General features: G+C 37.2%; 16 protein-coding genes and 1 pseudogene. 2 read left to right on the top strand and 15 right to left on the bottom strand.

The genetic code is table 11. The annotated features are described in order from the left end of the window. The first annotated feature begins 212 nt into the window (after window positions 1-212). On the top strand, window positions 213-686 hold the full coding sequence (locus tag MH117_RS01790; protein WP_239326775.1) for a DinB family protein: 474 nt from the start codon (window positions 213-215) through the stop codon (window positions 684-686). A gap of 131 nt (window positions 687-817) precedes the next feature. Here the strand turns inward: MH117_RS01790 and MH117_RS01785 are convergent, their stop codons facing one another. From MH117_RS01785 to MH117_RS01740, 10 genes and pseudogenes are all read right to left on the bottom strand, one after another. Beyond that, entirely contained in the window at window positions 818-2,320 is a 1,503-nt protein-coding gene (locus MH117_RS01785; RefSeq protein WP_239326773.1) for a thiol-activated cytolysin family protein, read from the bottom strand. A gap of 489 nt (window positions 2,321-2,809) precedes the next feature. Beyond that, a complete protein-coding gene (locus MH117_RS01780) occupies window positions 2,810-3,685 on the bottom strand; it encodes an S-layer homology domain-containing protein (protein WP_239326771.1) in 876 nt (291 codons plus the stop codon). Window positions 3,686-4,538: 853 nt separating this feature from the next. Beyond that, the gene (locus MH117_RS01775; RefSeq protein ID WP_239326769.1) at window positions 4,539-4,700 is read right to left on the bottom strand and encodes a hypothetical protein; all 162 of its coding nucleotides are present in this window, start codon (window positions 4,698-4,700) and stop codon (window positions 4,539-4,541) included. A 64-nt stretch (window positions 4,701-4,764) separates the two neighbouring features. Beyond that, complete coding sequence (locus MH117_RS01770) at window positions 4,765-5,226, bottom strand: hypothetical protein (protein ID WP_209074155.1); 462 nt, start codon at window positions 5,224-5,226, stop codon at window positions 4,765-4,767. A 123-nt stretch (window positions 5,227-5,349) separates the two neighbouring features. Then, window positions 5,350-5,871, bottom strand: a pseudogene (locus tag MH117_RS01765) (tyrosine-type recombinase/integrase). Between the two features lie 162 nt (window positions 5,872-6,033). Continuing rightward, the gene (locus tag MH117_RS01760; protein WP_239326767.1) at window positions 6,034-6,192 is read right to left on the bottom strand and encodes a hypothetical protein; all 159 of its coding nucleotides are present in this window, start codon (window positions 6,190-6,192) and stop codon (window positions 6,034-6,036) included. A 97-nt stretch (window positions 6,193-6,289) separates the two neighbouring features. After that, window positions 6,290-6,685: a GNAT family N-acetyltransferase gene (locus MH117_RS01755; protein ID WP_239326765.1), complete on the bottom strand. Its 396-nt coding sequence runs from the start codon at window positions 6,683-6,685 to the stop codon at window positions 6,290-6,292. A gap of 77 nt (window positions 6,686-6,762) precedes the next feature. Next, a complete protein-coding gene (locus MH117_RS01750; protein WP_239326763.1) occupies window positions 6,763-7,608 on the bottom strand; it encodes a copper amine oxidase N-terminal domain-containing protein in 846 nt (281 codons plus the stop codon). A 276-nt stretch (window positions 7,609-7,884) separates the two neighbouring features. Further along, entirely contained in the window at window positions 7,885-9,366 is a 1,482-nt protein-coding gene (locus MH117_RS01745; protein ID WP_239326761.1) for a DUF4179 domain-containing protein, read from the bottom strand. Then, on the bottom strand, window positions 9,359-9,928 hold the full coding sequence (locus MH117_RS01740; protein WP_239326759.1) for an RNA polymerase sigma factor: 570 nt from the start codon (window positions 9,926-9,928) through the stop codon (window positions 9,359-9,361). Before MH117_RS01740 ends, MH117_RS01745 begins: the two co-directional genes overlap by 8 nt. A 373-nt stretch (window positions 9,929-10,301) precedes the next feature. Between MH117_RS01740 and MH117_RS01735 the strand changes: the two genes are divergently transcribed. After that, the gene (locus tag MH117_RS01735; protein WP_239326757.1) at window positions 10,302-11,114 is read left to right on the top strand and encodes a DUF4097 family beta strand repeat-containing protein; all 813 of its coding nucleotides are present in this window, start codon (window positions 10,302-10,304) and stop codon (window positions 11,112-11,114) included. A 653-nt stretch (window positions 11,115-11,767) separates the two neighbouring features. On the opposite strand, the gene MH117_RS01730 is transcribed toward MH117_RS01735, so the two are convergent. The 5 genes from MH117_RS01730 to MH117_RS01710 all read right to left on the bottom strand — a co-directional run bounded on the left by MH117_RS01730 (window position 11,768) and on the right by MH117_RS01710 (window position 16,700). Then, window positions 11,768-12,520: an iron ABC transporter ATP-binding protein gene (locus MH117_RS01730; protein WP_239326755.1), complete on the bottom strand. Its 753-nt coding sequence runs from the start codon at window positions 12,518-12,520 to the stop codon at window positions 11,768-11,770. Continuing rightward, window positions 12,517-13,581 carry an iron chelate uptake ABC transporter family permease subunit gene (locus tag MH117_RS01725; protein ID WP_239326753.1) on the bottom strand — a complete coding sequence of 355 codons (1,065 nt, stop codon included), beginning with the start codon at window positions 13,579-13,581 and terminating at the stop codon, window positions 12,517-12,519. Before MH117_RS01725 ends, MH117_RS01730 begins: the two co-directional genes overlap by 4 nt. Beyond that, entirely contained in the window at window positions 13,578-14,603 is a 1,026-nt protein-coding gene (locus MH117_RS01720; protein WP_239326751.1) for an ABC transporter permease, read from the bottom strand. Before MH117_RS01720 ends, MH117_RS01725 begins: the two co-directional genes overlap by 4 nt. Window positions 14,604-14,622: 19 nt before the next feature. Next, entirely contained in the window at window positions 14,623-15,660 is a 1,038-nt protein-coding gene (locus MH117_RS01715; RefSeq protein ID WP_239326749.1) for a siderophore ABC transporter substrate-binding protein, read from the bottom strand. Window positions 15,661-16,022: 362 nt separating this feature from the next. Beyond that, window positions 16,023-16,700 (bottom strand): response regulator transcription factor, encoded by a 678-nt coding sequence (locus MH117_RS01710; protein ID WP_239326747.1) that lies wholly within the window; start codon window positions 16,698-16,700, stop codon window positions 16,023-16,025. Window positions 16,701-17,136: the final 436 nt, after the last annotated feature.

The raw sequence follows: 17,136 nt of genomic DNA, 5'->3' as shown, positions 1-17,136 counted from the left end.
ATTAGAGAAGCCTATCTCGCTTGGTTTCCCCATTTTGACAGCAAGGAAGAGGAGAATACAGCGTCAGATAAGATAAATATAGGGGTCACCTTTTGTCTTTCACTGTAAATGAGACTACTACTAAATTTATACAGGTATCCTTTTCATCGCGAATGAACGACTATCTATGATAAGAGATGAAATTCAGAAATATTTAATAAGGAGCGATTGAGTTGGTAACGTTGTTTCAGTATAACTGGATGGTACGAGATGAATGGTTTGAGCTGTGCAAACAAATTCCAATGGAGGAATTGCTGCGTAATCGAATTGGTGGGGTAGGCAGCATTCTTCATACACTTTTCCATATTTCAGACGTGGAGTATAGTTGGATTCGTGGAATACAAGGGAAGCCAGACATTCAAGTGCAGTATGAGAACTATAATTCACTTCAACAAGTAAAGGAACTTTCCGATTCTTGGGTAAATGAAACACAGGTATTCCTGAATACATGGTCCAATGATTTTGATAACGAGGTTGTGACTGTTCCCTGGACTGAAGAATGTTATACCAAGGGTGAAATTTTGCGTCATGTAATTGCACATGAAATTCATCATATGGGTCAACTATCCATATGGGGCAGAGAGATTGGAATTAAACCAATATCAGCCAATGTAATCGGTAGAGGTTTGTTTCAAAATGTAAAATGAACGTTGAATGATAGTTAGATTTGCCGCCAATATTGTGAGCGGTTTTCTTTTGGTCAATCACCAACAATAAAAGAAAACATACCTTACAAAAAGAAAATCTCCCTATCAGAAAGGGAGATTTTCAGAAATGACTATTGGCTGATGGATGTTGACGGATACAACGTTGTTCCCCAAATCGAAACTTGTATATTGTTGGTTAACGGAACGTTCGTTTCATCTATAATGGTTCTCCACCATTCCCAGGCAAGACCCGTGCATTCTTTTGCAAAGATTTTTATGTTCTTGGCATTGGGCGGAAGTGGAATCTCTGTCGAGAAGTGAGCTGTTCTATTTCGGCCACTTCCTTCCCATGTTTTATGAGTAATGATTTCTTGTCCATTTTCGTCATACGTAAACTCATCCCAAGACACTTCAAATTGAGCTACATACGCGCCACTATGATCAAGTGTTATTTTACCTTTTGTATATTCTGTCGTTTTTGTTTCGATATACTCGGTATTGTTATGAACCGCTGCAATGGAATTGTCTTTCAAGAAGACACTAGTATAAGAAATAGGATAAGCTGGGTTCTTACTGCTGAACTGTGCATTGTCCTTGATGACACTTTGAATGACATTGAAGTCTTTTGTGACGACTTGGTTATGTGTTTGTGCATCGCCGCCTAATACAACAGCAGTAAACGAACTGTTTTCATAAATATCTTTGTACTGGCCACTGGTTTGAACGCTAGGATTGTTAAGCAATAATTTAAATGCGGTTTGAACATCACTGCTCTTTGAGGTCGTCTCTAATTTTACGTAGATTGTTCTGCCATAAGATACGTTAGACACCATGAGTGGCGGGGTCTCGTTGCTTACTCCTTTTCGGACCAATTCAGCAAACGTTACACTGTTGTCAAACAACTCCGATGGGTTGTTAGGAAGTGCTGCGCTGACAGTATAGAAGATTTGCTTATAAGCGGCAATCATCACTTTTTTCTCGCCGCTTGCGACCGCGTTAAAGTCGATTCCAAGCGTGCCGTTAAGCACTTGAGCGTTCACATTTAGTGCACTCGAAATTTGATTTTTGCTATAAACCATAGATTCTGCATACTGTAATCTTGCAGGCAGTGTATGCGTACCAGAGTACTTCTCACCCCATGTCGACACGAGCTGATCAACGGCCCCAGATACGCTGCTGTAATTCGGATTTTGAACCGCGATTGTATTTTCATTCTTCAAACCGGGCAGATCAATGCTAATATCTAACGGTTGTCTCTTTGCCATAAGCAAACTAGGCTGATTATCCGCAAAATCCTGATTTGCCAGCTGTATAGCACCTGGATAAGTTCGATTTGTGATGGAATCAATAATGGAGATATCTACGGGTGAAGTTGTGAGCGATTTTTTATCCCGTTCAACTACAATAAATTTACCATTGGATTGACGACCTTCTTTAGGAACAAAACTACTGATTTGATCCCCTTTTACAGCCAAGACTTCATTGCGATTGTAAGTAAGTCCCGCGATCCCACTGTCAATATCATGGAGTTCGTTTGGTGCTGCGAAGGAAATACTCGAATAAGTGAACACCTGTAAACTGACTAATAGACTAACAAGCCACTTTCTTCCTTTTCTCTTTTTCGGAATTGTCATAAAAACTTCCCCTTTTTTGTGTAAAATAGTCTTGCTGTACTAGTTTTATCGGTATTTTGATATCAAATTATTATATTTTTATATGAACATATGTAAGTAAATATACCCAATCCATTTCATTACAAATGATTGCGTCGCTAGCTTTTGTCTGAACTGGTCCTGGGCTAGCTTGTTGTCCACAATCTTTTTGAATTACACTATCAACACATAACTGCTCAACAATTATGAGTTCAATTTTCTAGCCTATACTGGCGTGAGGTGTCAGTGACAAGAAATTGGGAGCATAAAACAAAAAAACCGCGATTTACGCGGCTTGTAATGTCTCCATGTTTTTATCATTCGCACAGAGCTGTATTATTGTTCATTTTCCTTTTACCCTTTCCCAAAAATAATGACTTATTGGTTTATATGACTATTCGAGGTTGTATTCAACATTCCTATCCGGTAGCTTAACAAAATGAGCAGGCTTCGACAGCCTGCTCAACAATATTAACCTTGGAATGGATCTGTGGGTCTTACTACCCCAAGTACAGCTTTGTAGTCTGAAGGTATATAAGTCACGGCTTTCAATTCAGTGATGACTTGCATGTACATTTTGTCAGGATCAGGCTGCACGACTCTATATTGAATAGTCGCTACACCTTTCGAGAATTGGATGCCCGTGATCTCGAGTCCATATCCAGAGTGAGGAGCTAGGGCGGATAACGTAACTCGGGTGACAGAATTCGTTTCTTTATCTGAAGTGATTTTTACTTGGTTGAGCTCGGAAGTATCAGGTGTTAGCGGTTTTGTATTTTTAATGAATTTTAACGTTTTGCGGATCATATCGGCAGCTTCTGCGCGGGTGATATAGCTTTTAGGGTAGAAGCGATGCTTGCTGTCTAGGGAGACGATTTTAGCAATGAGCAGCTTCTGAATACTATCCATGTATCCGTTTGTCACTTGGTCGGCATCCGAAACGCTTTGGAAAGTTTCGATCCATGCATAATTTCCTTGATAGCTCAGTTCCCCAAATAGCCATTTGGCGAATTGCTCCCGGGTGACTTTAGCAGAAGGATTAATGTCTTTTGCAATGCCAAGTCCGTTAAATTGAGCGATGATGAAGTATTCCGCGTATGAAGAGTTGTTTTTAATCTTCGTATAATAGTCGGCTGCCTCCGGTTTCTTGATAAATTTAATATTGTCGATGTTTAAATCCAAGCCTTTTACGATCATAGTCACTGCTGTTGCCGCGTTCAAGCTTTCTTTCCCGTCTTGTTTACTCTGATTGTTCCCTTTATGAGCAAAAGCAGATCCGCTAATGCCCATGCTGAAGATGGCGATTAACATGAGTAGAATCAGTGGTTTTTTCATTACATTTCTCATCTTTTTTCCCTCCGCATATCTTTTATTCTTCCCCTAGACGTGAATGTACTGAAAATGTTACAAAGATGGAAAAATAATAATTTAGCGTTTTGAGAGAAAGGCTCTGGATACACATATTGATTATGTACCTTAAAAACGATTCAACGCCTGGCGAAGGCAGTAATCTGGCGAATTGAGACAGCGACAGCCAAGGACTAGAAAATAAGGTCCTAGCCTGTCGCTATTTCATTGAACTAACGTGTCCCGTTAGCCTAAAAACAATTGGGACTTATTTATCCATTTTCATTTGCAAAAGTTGCTCTTCTTCGAACGTATTCATTTTCATCTGCAAAAATTTATTTAAGAGTTCTTGTACTTCATCGTCCCTGTCCTTAATTTCCCCAAGTCCATACGCTACTTGCCATCATGCTTCGTAATCTTCATACGTGGGGGCTCTATATGCCAGATGTTTTAACGCCTCTGGGTAATTAATAAGTGACTGTAAAACATTTTCAACTTCATTGTCTCTTGCCAATGAATAAAGCAACAATTCGTAATCATCTTGCTCCAATTCATTAATGGGACATTCCGTAATACTTCATTAATAGCGAGATAAATTCTATCCCATTGAAGATAATCCGTTTCCCATTCTTTACTCTTGTCATTTACTTCATTTGCCCATTTTTTAAACGAGTTGATTTCATAGGCAAGATTCTTTAAATGCTTATTCATCAAATCATTCCCTTTAATCGCATTATTCTGCTTGAAAGTTTGAAATAGGCAGCTGATTTTGGTCAGCTTCCTTTATACCATTATTCAACTATCGTTTCCCGTTAGCGTAATGGTTCAACTAACAAAAAGCATTTCTTAATGATTAGAGTAATGCTTTTTTGTTCGAGTTTGACTTTACGCGTTTGATTTTCTTATTGTAAAGAACTATATTTCCATCATGCAAATCCACAAAATGATTACTATCTGTTTCAATGTTATTACTTGCATTTCCCAATTCTAATTGTTTTTCAAACTCAATGAGCATTTTTGCAACTCCTATTCTATAGAAAATACAAATTTCCAAAACTATAAATGCTTATTTTATTCAATCAATCCATCCATTCAATATATGAATGCTCATATGGCAAGTCCGTTTCTTTCATATCGTAATGTACAATGCCTGTCTTTCTATTTGTGTTATCCTTATTAGCATCTAAATATTTATCCCTAAATAAATATCGCTGATATTCAAGTTCAGCTTCTTCCCATTGTTTTTCCGATATAGTTGGGTGTTCTGACTTTAGAATAGCTAACTTTTTAAGCTCTCTTTCTCCACAGTAATCTGAACGGAAAAGGATGTCAGGATAATCATTCTCGCAACAATACCTATAATATTTTTCGCTTTCTATTTCAATAGTTAAAAATTCATTGCTCGCTGGAATAATTTCAAATACATGAGTGGTAGCATCTATAAAAGATATATGGTCAAAGTGAATCAACATATTATCATAATCTGCAAAACCGCTGTAATAGTGGCTGTATATTTCATAAATATAATAAATTCTATCCAAACACTCACCACCCGAAAATATTCACTTACTTCGTTATATTATACACCATTTAGAATTTGGAAAATTCCTGCCCTTTAGTTGAACGGCGGCGGAATTCTAAATGGGATCCGCCGCCATGAATACTTAAAAGAACCGTCGATAAAGCTCTCTCCGACGTTCGCCGCGGAGCTGTGCGTAAATTTGAGTGGTCGATGCTTTCTCATGACCGAGCAAGCCTTGGATGAAATCTAAGGGGGCACCGTTATCAAGGAGCTGGCATGCATAAGTATGCCGAAAGCGATGCGGGTATACGCTCGCTTCAATTTCTCCCCGGTCTGCAAGCCGTTTTAAGGCCCATCTAATCGTAGGTATGGTCATTCGTTTTGTTGGATGCGTATCGGTAACAAACAAGGCTTTTCAGGAGTCCTCACGGCTGGCCAGGTACTTCTTTAACCATACTTTGCACTCTGTCGTAAAATAAACTTCTCTTTGCTTCGATCCCTTGCCATTAACAATTGCTGAACAGTTCTCCCAGTTAAGATCCTCGATGTTAATCTTCTCCACCTCTCCAACACGGCAGCCGGTGCTGTACAGAAACTCCAGCAGCGCTCTTTCCCTGAGTGACTGACAAGAGATCTTTAAGTAGATGACGTCTTCCTCAATCAAAAATTTTGGAATGCGCTTATCTAATTTCGGTTCTCTTAATTTTAGAGAAGGATTTGAAGTCAGATACGTCTCTTCATAAGCGTAACGGAAAAAAGAACGAACAAACCGAATGCGATGATCCAGGCTGCTTGGCTTCAAACGATCAGCTTGTTTTGCCAAGTACTACTTCAGCATGGTTAACGTTACCTCTGTGATATCGAGATTACCAAGCTCTTGCATCAACATTTTGTGCTGAAGGGCGTATGCTTTTAAAGTTCTCGTACTGAATCCTTGAATGCGCTTGTCAGCTTCATACAACCTCCACAGCTCATTTAATTTCATAACAAAATCCCCCTATAGAAGCTATTAAATCTAGTTTGCTTCTAAGGAGAGGTTTTAATAATCAGCAGGGCGTGTTGAACTAGCGTGTCCCGTTGGTTTAATCTTTCCTCCTCCATAATCCCCCAGAGCAGGGAGTGAACCCACTCCTTGTATAAAAGGATGTATGTTTTGAATCGTATGTCAATGTTATAATCTCTAACCCAACACGTTCTGCCTCTTGAAGTAATTTCCTAACTAAGGATTCGCCAATTCCTTCTTTCTGAAACTCCGGATGTACAATTATGTCTTCCATGTCCCCGTGTTGTAACCCCATCCCGGCAACATAGCCGAAGGCTATAAGCTGATTTTGTTCATCTCTGAGACCAGCCCAAAAGTTACAACGTTCGAATAATGTTGGATAGTCTGAATCTCTGCCGTCCCAACCAACAAGTTCCCTCAAATTAGGAACTTCATTCGCTGCTATTGGCAGATTAATTTTTATCTCATGCTTCAATTTATTAATCTCCCTTGTTTTTTCTAAAATTTATTCTACATGATCTTGAAACTATCCTGCTCGTTAGTTCGATACAATTAAACAACATTATTGCTGATCACCTTTAGAAATCCGTTCTTTTCGGCCGTATTTATCATCTGACGAATGGAATCTATTGCGGCATTGCTAAACATATACCATTGGTCTTCGGAAGCGTCATAAATCAATACGTCTGGGAATCCTGATAGCAACTCATCTGGGAATGCATTAACTAAACTATAGATATCATATTGTTTTACGCTATTTCCCTTTTCGTCCCCAAAATTATACTGCCCATTTTTATAATAAGAGCCAGGTGTATCAAGATTAACCCTCCAAGAGTAGCTGACAGGAGCTTTTATCTTTGTACCCTTGTTTTTTGAAATAAGTTGATAAATGGCTTCATTATACGCATTCCCATTTATTTGTTGGACTACGCCGCCCATCGCCATATGGTATTCATATTGCAATGCTTTTATTTTTGCACCATCAACGACCAATGGCTTGGTGTCTACAGTGACTATAGAGTTGTTGTAGTCGACATTACACCCAAACGTTTCTGCGATAAAACGAAGGGGTACGATGACACGATTATTTTTTATATAAGGTTTTACATCAAGAGTTATCTTTTCACCGTTCTTCTTCGCCGCAGTGCTGTTAGGAGTTATAATTACTTTCAGATTGTCTTTCGAAAGCGTAACTTCGGAATTCGACCAATCAACATTAGCCCCAAAATTTTCGCTAATAACACGTAGCGGTACCATTGTGCGGTTGTTCCTAAATTCGGGCTTCACATCAGATACGACAGAAATACCATCAACTTTTATTTGGGTATCTGCTGCATAAGTAGTCAATGCACTACATAAGAGAATGGCAAGAACAGCACCAAAGATAAGCTTTTTCAAAATTTATATCACCTTTCTTGGATCTATTAGTATTAAATATTAAACATCAATTTGCATTGGAAGTTTCGAGTGTCAACTTGTCTTTGTTTCCACTGCACTATCCTGCCCGTTAGCACAAAGCGGCTGCCGATCTATGCCGGCAGCCGCTTCTTAGTTATTTATTAACCAACGTGCCCCGTTAATTGAACAACTGCGATGTTTCCTGTTTTTTCTTAATTATACATATTTAGTGTTATCACCCTTTATATAAATGCTTTTCTCGCTTCTATTCTCTTCTTATTTGTCCTCTTTTGGCATTGGCAAAGGTACTTTCCAATTCAGTTCATAACTCTTTTCTGCCAATTCTGAAGTAAGACTGAGCTTTTGAGGGAGTTCTCTCATTTCATAACTTTGCAATTTTATTCGGATATGGTTTCTACCTTGTTCATCCTTTCCTATCATTTTAAAATCTCCACCTGTTACATTGTATACTTTGCCCTGTTCATCTTTTATAGTCCAACCAAAACGATTAATAATTGTATTTGTGTCATCATCCATTAAAATCGTATCTGCTAGTCTAATATATGATATATCCTTTAAATAAGCCTCTAGTAAAATAGTAGCGTGCTTCTCATTCTTTGGAGATGCTTCATTTAACGGTTCGTCAAAGGTTACTGACATGATCTCTATCGTTTTGCCATCCTTATCTACTCTTACAGGTTTATCGGCAAGCTGTTTTGGTTCAAATGATACGCCTAGCTCATACGGTTCTATTTTTTCTAAAGAATCCAATACGAGCATATATTGATGATCTGGAGACAATGGAGCAAATCCATATTTACGATTAGAATGACCGTATTCCCCCACGGTCTTGCGCGGAGTATCAAGCGCCCTAGTTAGATCGTTTACTTTCTCTCCTTGTTCATTTTCAACATGAAAATTCAGTTTAAAATCATCATAGCGAACATAAGGATCAATTGAATCTACTTTTCCTTTCACCTGTTTACTTTCCTGTACTAATTTTTTCTTTGCCTCTTCCGTCCATTTCGTTTCATAATCCACACGAGCAGCAGTCGGTGAATGCATAATGCTGTTTAGTTTGATTTGCAGTCCCTGTGGTGTGGTATACGTCTTATCGATTGCTAGCACCTTTGAAGCCTTAGTTGTTTTTTCTAAATCAAATGGAACCTTTAAGGCCCAATTTCCCTTAACAGAGTCAATCTGAGTTCCCTCGAACTGTAATAAAAGCTTCTGTTCTTCTGTTTCCCCAGGTTTATTTAGAGTGAGATATCCATATTTTTCGTGTTTTTGTACCCCATACGTTTTAGTTTCTTTAATTACATTCCCTTTCAAATCTGTTACCTCTACGTTACTTATCTGAAGCTTATCTGGATGAATAAAGTTCTTTTGCTGATCCTTGATCGAATAAACGGCCACAATTCTCATTGGATCAGCCAATACCTCCTCTATTTCAAGAGTGTAGCCCTGATCAGTAACAGAGGCATTTACCTTCTGTGAAAAACCCTCCTGTGCTGCATATTGCAGTTCTTTATCAGAACCATCAAATAACGATTTAACATAGGCCGCAAAGGTAGGACTCACCGAAATCGTTAAAAGCAAAGCGCAGCTAATTGAGACTGGAAGTACAAAATTTTCTAGTAAACGCAACCTTTTTCTTTCATAGGTTACCACTTGGTCTGGCATCACAAAATCAGGCTGATCTAATTCGCCAGCTACCTTTTTTAGAGTTTGTGTAATCTGTTTATCAAGATTATTCATGCATAATCACTCCCAGCTCGGTAAATACCTGTTTTTCATTCTTAACTTGTATTTGTTCAGCAATTATCTTTCTGGCCTTATGCAGCCTTGATTTTACCGTACCCTCGAACACACCCAGGATTTTTGCAATTTCAGCTATACTAAACTCCTCATAATAATAAAGAATAACTGCAGAGCGATGCTTCGGCGTCATCAACTGGATCGCTCGCCAAATCTGTTGCTCTTTCTCCTTTTGAAGGATAGTCTCCAATGGGTTTTGCCCAGGGTCAATAGAGTCCATATATTCTTCCGTTTTTTTCTTTCTACGCACCATATTAAGTGCACGATGTGTCACAATTTTTATAAACCAAGCTCGAAACGATGTCCCTTTTCGCTTATCATATCGATTAAGTGATTTATACGCTTCCCATAGTGCTTCTTGCACGGCATCCTGAGCTAGATGGTAATCATGGACGATCAAATAAGCGACTCGAAATGCACTAGTTAAGTGAGGTTGAACAAGTGTTTCAAAATCAACGGGATCTCCCTCCTTGAATATTGGAAGATGATTACTTTCTTTCACTTCAAAGACCTCCTTGTTTATCCTTTCACTACTTATTCACCAGTTCTCGGGTTTTGGTTCATAAAAAGAGATAAAAACTTTTCCCTCACTTGGGTGAACTGCTACTTGCGAGGTTATCAATAAATTTCCCCATTAAATCACATATACTTTGCGAGTGGTATCAGCCAAATAAAAGGTTATCTTCTCAACATCTGAGCTTCTATTCATCGTGTGCCCCTAGTTTGAAGAAGGAGGCTTTCCCTAGACATAAGTCTAGTTCTTGTTCAAACCAAAGGCCGTTACCAAATCTTTCTGACCACTGTACGATTAATATACAAACGGATGAAATGATTACGATCTGTTTAACATACGCAGAAGAAAGGAAGATAAACGTTTGAACAACAATATGAAAATAGCTATGATTCTCCTGGCCGCTGCCAGTATCGGACTCGCCGGATGTACGAAAGAATCCTCCGTCAATAGTACACCAAGTTTGTTCCAGCAAAACTCTTCTATATCGACAAACACAATTGTAAATTCAGAAACATCGGACATTAAAAATGTTTCGCATGCAGTAAAAGGAGATATTTCTCCAATAGATGTAACTAGCATTCATTCCCTAAAAATTCAGAGTAGCGCTGCCATAGTTACAGTCAAAGGCGACAAACAAATCAAGCAAGCAGAATTGGAATTATTCAAGGACAATTCACAAGGAATGGATACCAACGTGACTACGTCCATCCAAGATGGAGCATTACAGATTATACTTGAAAATAAACAAAAGATCATAAATACGGGGCCATTACCATCTTTAACGATTCGTCTTCCGTATAAAGAATTCAAGTCTCTTGAGATAGACAATAAATTTGGCAACATATCCGTTGAGTCAGAATTGTCGGTCCAACACTTAAATGTGAGCAGCAGTGCCGGCGACATTACTGTAACTGACGTAATTGGTATGGAAAGCAGTAACATATCTACTGACGTTGGTAACGTCGAATTCGCTTTACCTGATCAACCAGCACCTCTATATGTAAATCTATCAACAAAAATAGGAACTATTGATAATCAGGTTGCTCTTGAAAAAGCAACAAATACAAAAAAGGTTGTTTCCAAAGAACTCCATGGATATGTTGGTAAGGCTCAGTCTGAAAGTGCAACGCTCAACATTTCCACACAGGTGGGCGAAATTCTGTTCAAAAATTAAGTGTCAACATCGTACCAGGCTTGCCTAATCATGATCAGGCGGCCTGGTATTGTTAGCTAAGGTTCTTCATATATTGCAATACACTATATACATAGTATTTATATAAAATAAAAATAAGTTACATTGCTAAATCTTTTTGTCGAGTATCTTCAAATCAATTTCAACATACAAATCCAACATAAAAATCACCTCTAAGAAAAACTAACGAGGTGATTTTTATCAAACCTTATTTTTAACAATCAATCTTTTTTACGAAGCTACAGTAAGATCCACAGTAAGTTTTAATTGACAATTCTGCTTATCTGCACAAAATGTATATTCACACATCTTAATGTAAAATAAATTTTCACTTTTATTGATCTAACTCTAGCAGTAGTTGTGATCATTTTTGCAGATCTAGTGGTTCCTCACATCTGTGATATTCCAAAAAAAATTAAAATCGGAGCCCGCAAACCCGCATGGCCCCTAATGTTTTGTTTATTGTTCCAGTAGTAACTCTGAAATAACGTGCGTTTCTTCCTTCGTTGATTATCGCTATTAGTTACGTATAAGCTTCCCAACAAGTGAAGCAGACCACAAGCGCAACATGTAGCCATTTAGGATATGAATCTGAGCATAACAATCGACGGAAAAAATATAGCTTTCCCAACACGTTAATAAACAGCAATTGGCCCGTAAGGGCCTTCGATAATTTCTATTTTTGTTTCAAAAATATCTGTCAAAATCTTCGAGTCCATAACCTCTTCTACTGTTCCAAAAGCGGCAATTTGTCCATCTTTCATCGCACAAATTCTATCCGAATATTTGGCTGCAAAATTTATATCATGCATAACAGTCAGAATTGTCCTTCCAAATTCATTAGCAGCATGCCTCAAATGCTCCATCATTTGAACAGAACGAGCAACATCAAGATTGTTCAGAGGCTCGTCCAAAAGTACATATTCAGTCTCTTGGCACAAAACCATTGCTACATACGCCCTTTGCCTTTGACCACCCGAAAGCTCATCTAAATATCTATTTTCTAGATCAGTTAAGCCTAAAAAATCGATATATTTAGAAATAATAGCCTCATCCTCTTTCGTTAATCTTCCCCTTGAATAAGGAAAACGTCCAAATCCAACGAGTTGTCTAATCGTAAGTCTCGTTACAAAATGATTTTCTTGACGCAAAATAGTCAAAATCTTCGCTAAGTCCCTGGATTTAGATTCAGAAACATCCATATTCGCCACCTGAATTTGGCCTTCATCCATATCCAAAAGTCTTCCAATCATCAAAAGTGTCGTAGACTTTCCAGCACCATTTGGTCCAATTAATGAAGTAAGACCCGCTTTGGGTATTTCAATATTCAAAGGTCCTATTTTCACCTTATCCGAATACAATTTTCTAACATTATCAATCTTTATCATAGAGCCCTCTTCCTTAAGATTGCAATTAAGAATATGATTCCACCAAATAATTCAATAATAACTGAAACTACGCCTTGAGCATTGAATACATGATACATTAAAAAGTACGCACCCGTTATGATCAAAAACCCTATAGCAAGAGCCATTGGAAATACATATCTATGATCATAGGTTGGCGCTGCTTGATAACTCAAAATTGCAACTAAAAATCCATAGAAAGTAAGTGGTCCAATCAATGCTGTTGAAATTGACATCAATATAGAAACTAATATAAGCGTATAAATGATACTTGATTGATGTTTAACTCCAAAAGAAGTGGAGACATCCTTTCCAAGCGACAATATATTTAGATTTTTAGAATGAGCAAGAAGCAATAATGCTACAATGATTACCATAGGAATTACAATAGGAAAATATGCAGAATCTGCATGATTAACAGAACCAAACAATCTTGCCTGTAAAATATCAAACTCAGAAGGTGAAAGAAGTCTTCTCATAAAAGCTGACACAGATTTTAGCCCTGTGCCAATAATAATTCCAACCAAAAGCATAATTTGCAAATTTCCGTACTTCCCAGAAAGCAACCACCCATAAAGTATCAAGCTCATCAAGACCATAACCATAACTTGCAATAAAAATGGTACAATACCAGTGAAATTTATCAATGCGCCAACACCAAAGAAAAATATAGTACTCGTATGAATTGTTGAGTAAAGTGATTCAAATCCTAAAAGTGAAGGGGTTATAATTCTATTATTCGTAATCGATTGGAAAGCAACGGTAGACAAACTTTGGCAAATGGCAGCAATAATCATAGCAACAAGAGCTACCATTCTTCTTTTAGCAACTGGGATAAAAGAAGGTGAATCTATCGGAACTGGATTGTTATAAACTAAAAGTCCATATGAAGAAAGGATGCCCAAAACAATTAATGTTATCAGCAACATCCAATAACGTTTTTCTTCTTTCTTAGAACGAAAAGCTCTAGCTGATCTATTTTTATTATGAAGACTAGAATCGATAACGACATTTTCGTTATTTCTATATTCCAATGCGTTCATCTTAGCCTCCTTGGTTTTCTTTGTCTCAATAAAATAGCAATAAATACGACTGCACCCATTATTCCGAGTATTAAAGATACAGGTACTTCAAAAGGCATTATAATTGTTCGAGAAATGATGTCACAAACCGTTATCGTACCCATTCCTATCACACATACCCAAGGCAAATTACTCCTAAGATCATCTCCCCTAAACATGGAAACCATATTTGGGACGATTAATCCTAGAAAAGGTAAGTTTCCGATAACAGCTGCAACAATTCCAACGGCTAAAGAAATAAGACCAGTACCAAAAAGAACGATCCTATTGTAATTTACTCCAAGACTTGTTGCAACATCTTCCCCTAGTCCAGCTAAAGTCAATCTATTCGCATACATAAAAATAAGAAAAGTAACGATAACTATGATCCATAAATATTCATATCTTCCAACTTGAACTGCCGCAAAAGAACCTACAAACCAAGATTCAATACTTTGCGTACTTTGAAACAGGAGCCCAATAAAAGTGGAAACTGCAGAAATGACTGCTCCAAGCATCAGTCCAATAATGGGGACAATTAAAGACGAACGCAGCGTAACTCTTCTTAAAAATAAAAAGAAAATCATAGTTCCTATAAAAGAAAAAACAATTGCACCCGTCATTCTTAGAACTAACGTTGGTGCAGGAAACACTAAGTAAACAAAAAGAAGCCCCAAACCCGCCCATTCAATAGTTCCTGTTGTGGTAGGTTCAACTAAACGATTCTGTGTAATAAGTTGCATGACGAGTCCTGCCATGGACATGGCAGCCCCGGTAAGCATTAATGCAGCTGTTCTTGGAACACGAGTTATGAAAAACATTTCCATTCCATCCTCTTGTCCTCGTATATCATAAACTCCAGTAAATAGGGATATAATTCCTAAAACAATAACAACCATAATCGCTAATATAAAAGGTTTTGTCCATAACTTATTGTGGCTATAAAGCCGGGGTTGAGAATAATTCTCAACCCCTGAAAATTTTTGTATTGTCTTTTTCAGCATGCTGTTATGCTCCTTTAGACTACTTAGCTAAAGTACTTGCCATGTTTTTAAAGATCTCAATGAAAGTTTGAATTGATTCATTTGTATACGTGTCATTTGGTGCATAAACAATTTGCCCTTTAGATACAGCAGTTACTTTTTGAAGAGCAGGTGAATTATTAATAACATCTTTTGCGGGAACAGCATCACTTTCAGAAGATACTGCAGCATCACGATCTAGTACGAAAATCCAATCAGGATTACTTTTTGCAATAGCTTCAACAGAAATCTCATCACCTTTATGACCTGATGTAGCATTTTCAATTTCTAAAGCTGGTTTCCATCCAAACATTTCAAACATAGGTCCCCAAACACGTCCAAAACGAGGAGCTGAGAAGCCAATATTCCCACCAGAAACTTCAACGCCCATAACTGTAGCCGTTCCGTTATAAGCAGACTTAGCGTCTTCGATAGATTTATCAAAATCAGCTACCAATTGTTTAGCTTCTTCATTTTTATCAAAAATTTGTCCTAAAATAATTGTGGAATCCTTAAGTCCTTTTACTAAGTTTTCCCCAGGCTTATCAGCTTTCTCAGAAACATCAAAATTCAGATCAATAACGGCTGCATTCGGTACTAATTTTTTGATCGATTCATAATGATTAGCAAATCGTTGACCGACAATGACAAGTTCAGGGTTTGCAGCCGCGATAATTTCAAGATTTGGTTCACGATGATTCCCAATATTTTGAACTGCTTCATCTTTTACATACGGTGATTCCTTAGGCATTACATCCTTTGGAGCAGCTGCTAATTTAATGTTCCAATCGGCTAAAGTTTCAAAAGCTCTACTATCCAGCGTGATTACATTTTTTGGGTTTACAGGAACGGTAACAGTTCCATGCGCATCAGTGATTTCAACTGTCGTAGGCTTAGCACTACTTTCATTAGTTTCTGTAGACTTTGACTCTTGACTAGTTCCACTACTAATTTCCTTACTTGGACCTGAACAAGCTACTAAAATGAAAGTCAAAACTGCCAGAATACCAATTAATTTTAAAAACCTGGTTTTTTCCATACATATACTCCTTGTTTTGTCATTTATTTAGAAAATGATTAAGTCTATTGATTGAATTAAATAGTAAGTGCTCAACCCAATCGCAAATAATAATCATTTTCAATTATGTGTTCTGTGGAATAGTATAGTCATTAATTATGTGAAAATCTTGTGAAGGAGGTGATTTGATAGATAAAGTTCCTTTTTCACCAAGCATGGATTGGATAGAAATAGTTATTCGTGAAGTACAAATTTATGATTATCGGATTTAATAAATTAAAAAACACGAGCAAAACTGGTTGAAATTGTTTTGCTCGTGTTTTTCGATTATGTTTAATATCGATACCGTAACAAAATAAGTTTTACCTAGTATCCTATTTTTACTATTCAATCATTAAATATCCCCTGCCATGTATTGTTTGAATATACCTATCTTTCTCCGAGCACTTTAGCTTTTTTCTTAAATACCCAATATATAAATCCACTACATTTGGATTTACTGCTGCGTCATTTCCCCAAACCTGGTTCAAAATCATTTCACGGCTCAATATTTTATTTTTGTTCTTGATTAAAAATAAAAGTAAACTAGACTCGCGCTTAGTGAGTGGAAAATTCTCACCGCCTTTTGTCACAATATTACTGGATGCATCAACGAAGAGATCTTTAAACCGAAATAAATAGGTCTCGTCTGGCTGGATACCGTCTACTCTTCTTAAAACAACTTTTATCCTTTCTACTAATTCTTCTTTCACAAATGGTTTTCTAATATAATCATCTGCACCTGCTCGTAATCCTGCTATACAATCCTTGCTTGACACATTGTCGGTCACAATGATTATCGGTGTCGTCATAACTGCTCGTATTTGTCTGCAAATTTCTGGTCCAGGTAAACTTAATGAATCCCAATCCAATACGATAATATCCCAATCTTTCTTATATATTATATTTAAATTTTTGTTTTCATTATGAAGTGTCAAAATGAAATAGCCTTCTTGATTTAGACCGCTTACAATTTTCTTTGCTAAAGAGCGTTCATTCTTAATTACCAATACCTGCTTCACCTATAATTCACCTCTATTTCACAACATGAACTAATTTATCACATTATAATATCCGTTTTATGAATCTTAGATTTATAGATAACAATTATCATATCTAGCGTATCAAAATAATGTTCTTAAGTTAATAACAAAATCTAGTAATAACTTTTTTTCCTATAAATGGGCTCACTAACCTGACCGTCAGATTAATGAACTTGAGCAGAGAAATATTAGATTTCCGGAAAAAAACTCCAATTTCGCCGATGATATTTCACCCTCTTTAAGTATTCTGGGCAAAATCTTGAATATTCGTATTTTTCCATTCTGGTAATATAAAACAGTTTACATACCAATCATGAATTGAGAGGTTGATTGAATATCATTCTTCTCACACCTTTTAACAACAAGAAAACCAGGCTATTTATTTCCGCCTGGTTTTCTTGTTAATATATTTGTT

Origin of the sequence: Paenibacillus sp. ACRRX, assembly GCF_022346885.1 — a bacterium.
In the GTDB taxonomy this organism is placed as follows: domain Bacteria; phylum Bacillota; class Bacilli; order Paenibacillales; family Paenibacillaceae; genus Paenibacillus_B.
Note: the sequence above shows the minus strand (reverse complement) of the source record. Positions and strands in the feature narration are given on the sequence as shown.

What these genes read in the sequence shown, in the direction of transcription:
- MH117_RS01785 (WP_239326773.1), bottom strand. Translation starts at nt 2,320, where the DNA reads ATGACAATTCCGAAAAAGAGAAAAGGAAGAAAGTGGCTTGTTAGTCTA.
- MH117_RS01780 (WP_239326771.1), bottom strand. Translation starts at nt 3,685, where the DNA reads ATGAGAAATGTAATGAAAAAACCACTGATTCTACTCATGTTAATCGCC.
- MH117_RS01775 (WP_239326769.1), bottom strand. Translation starts at nt 4,700, where the DNA reads ATGCTCATTGAGTTTGAAAAACAATTAGAATTGGGAAATGCAAGTAAT.
- MH117_RS01760 (WP_239326767.1), bottom strand. Translation starts at nt 6,192, where the DNA reads ATGAAATTAAATGAGCTGTGGAGGTTGTATGAAGCTGACAAGCGCATT.
- MH117_RS01745 (WP_239326761.1), bottom strand. Translation starts at nt 9,366, where the DNA reads ATGAATAATCTTGATAAACAGATTACACAAACTCTAAAAAAGGTAGCT.
- MH117_RS01730 (WP_239326755.1), bottom strand. Translation starts at nt 12,520, where the DNA reads ATGATAAAGATTGATAATGTTAGAAAATTGTATTCGGATAAGGTGAAA.
- MH117_RS01725 (WP_239326753.1), bottom strand. Translation starts at nt 13,581, where the DNA reads ATGAACGCATTGGAATATAGAAATAACGAAAATGTCGTTATCGATTCT.
- MH117_RS01720 (WP_239326751.1), bottom strand. Translation starts at nt 14,603, where the DNA reads ATGCTGAAAAAGACAATACAAAAATTTTCAGGGGTTGAGAATTATTCT.
- MH117_RS01715 (WP_239326749.1), bottom strand. Translation starts at nt 15,660, where the DNA reads ATGGAAAAAACCAGGTTTTTAAAATTAATTGGTATTCTGGCAGTTTTG.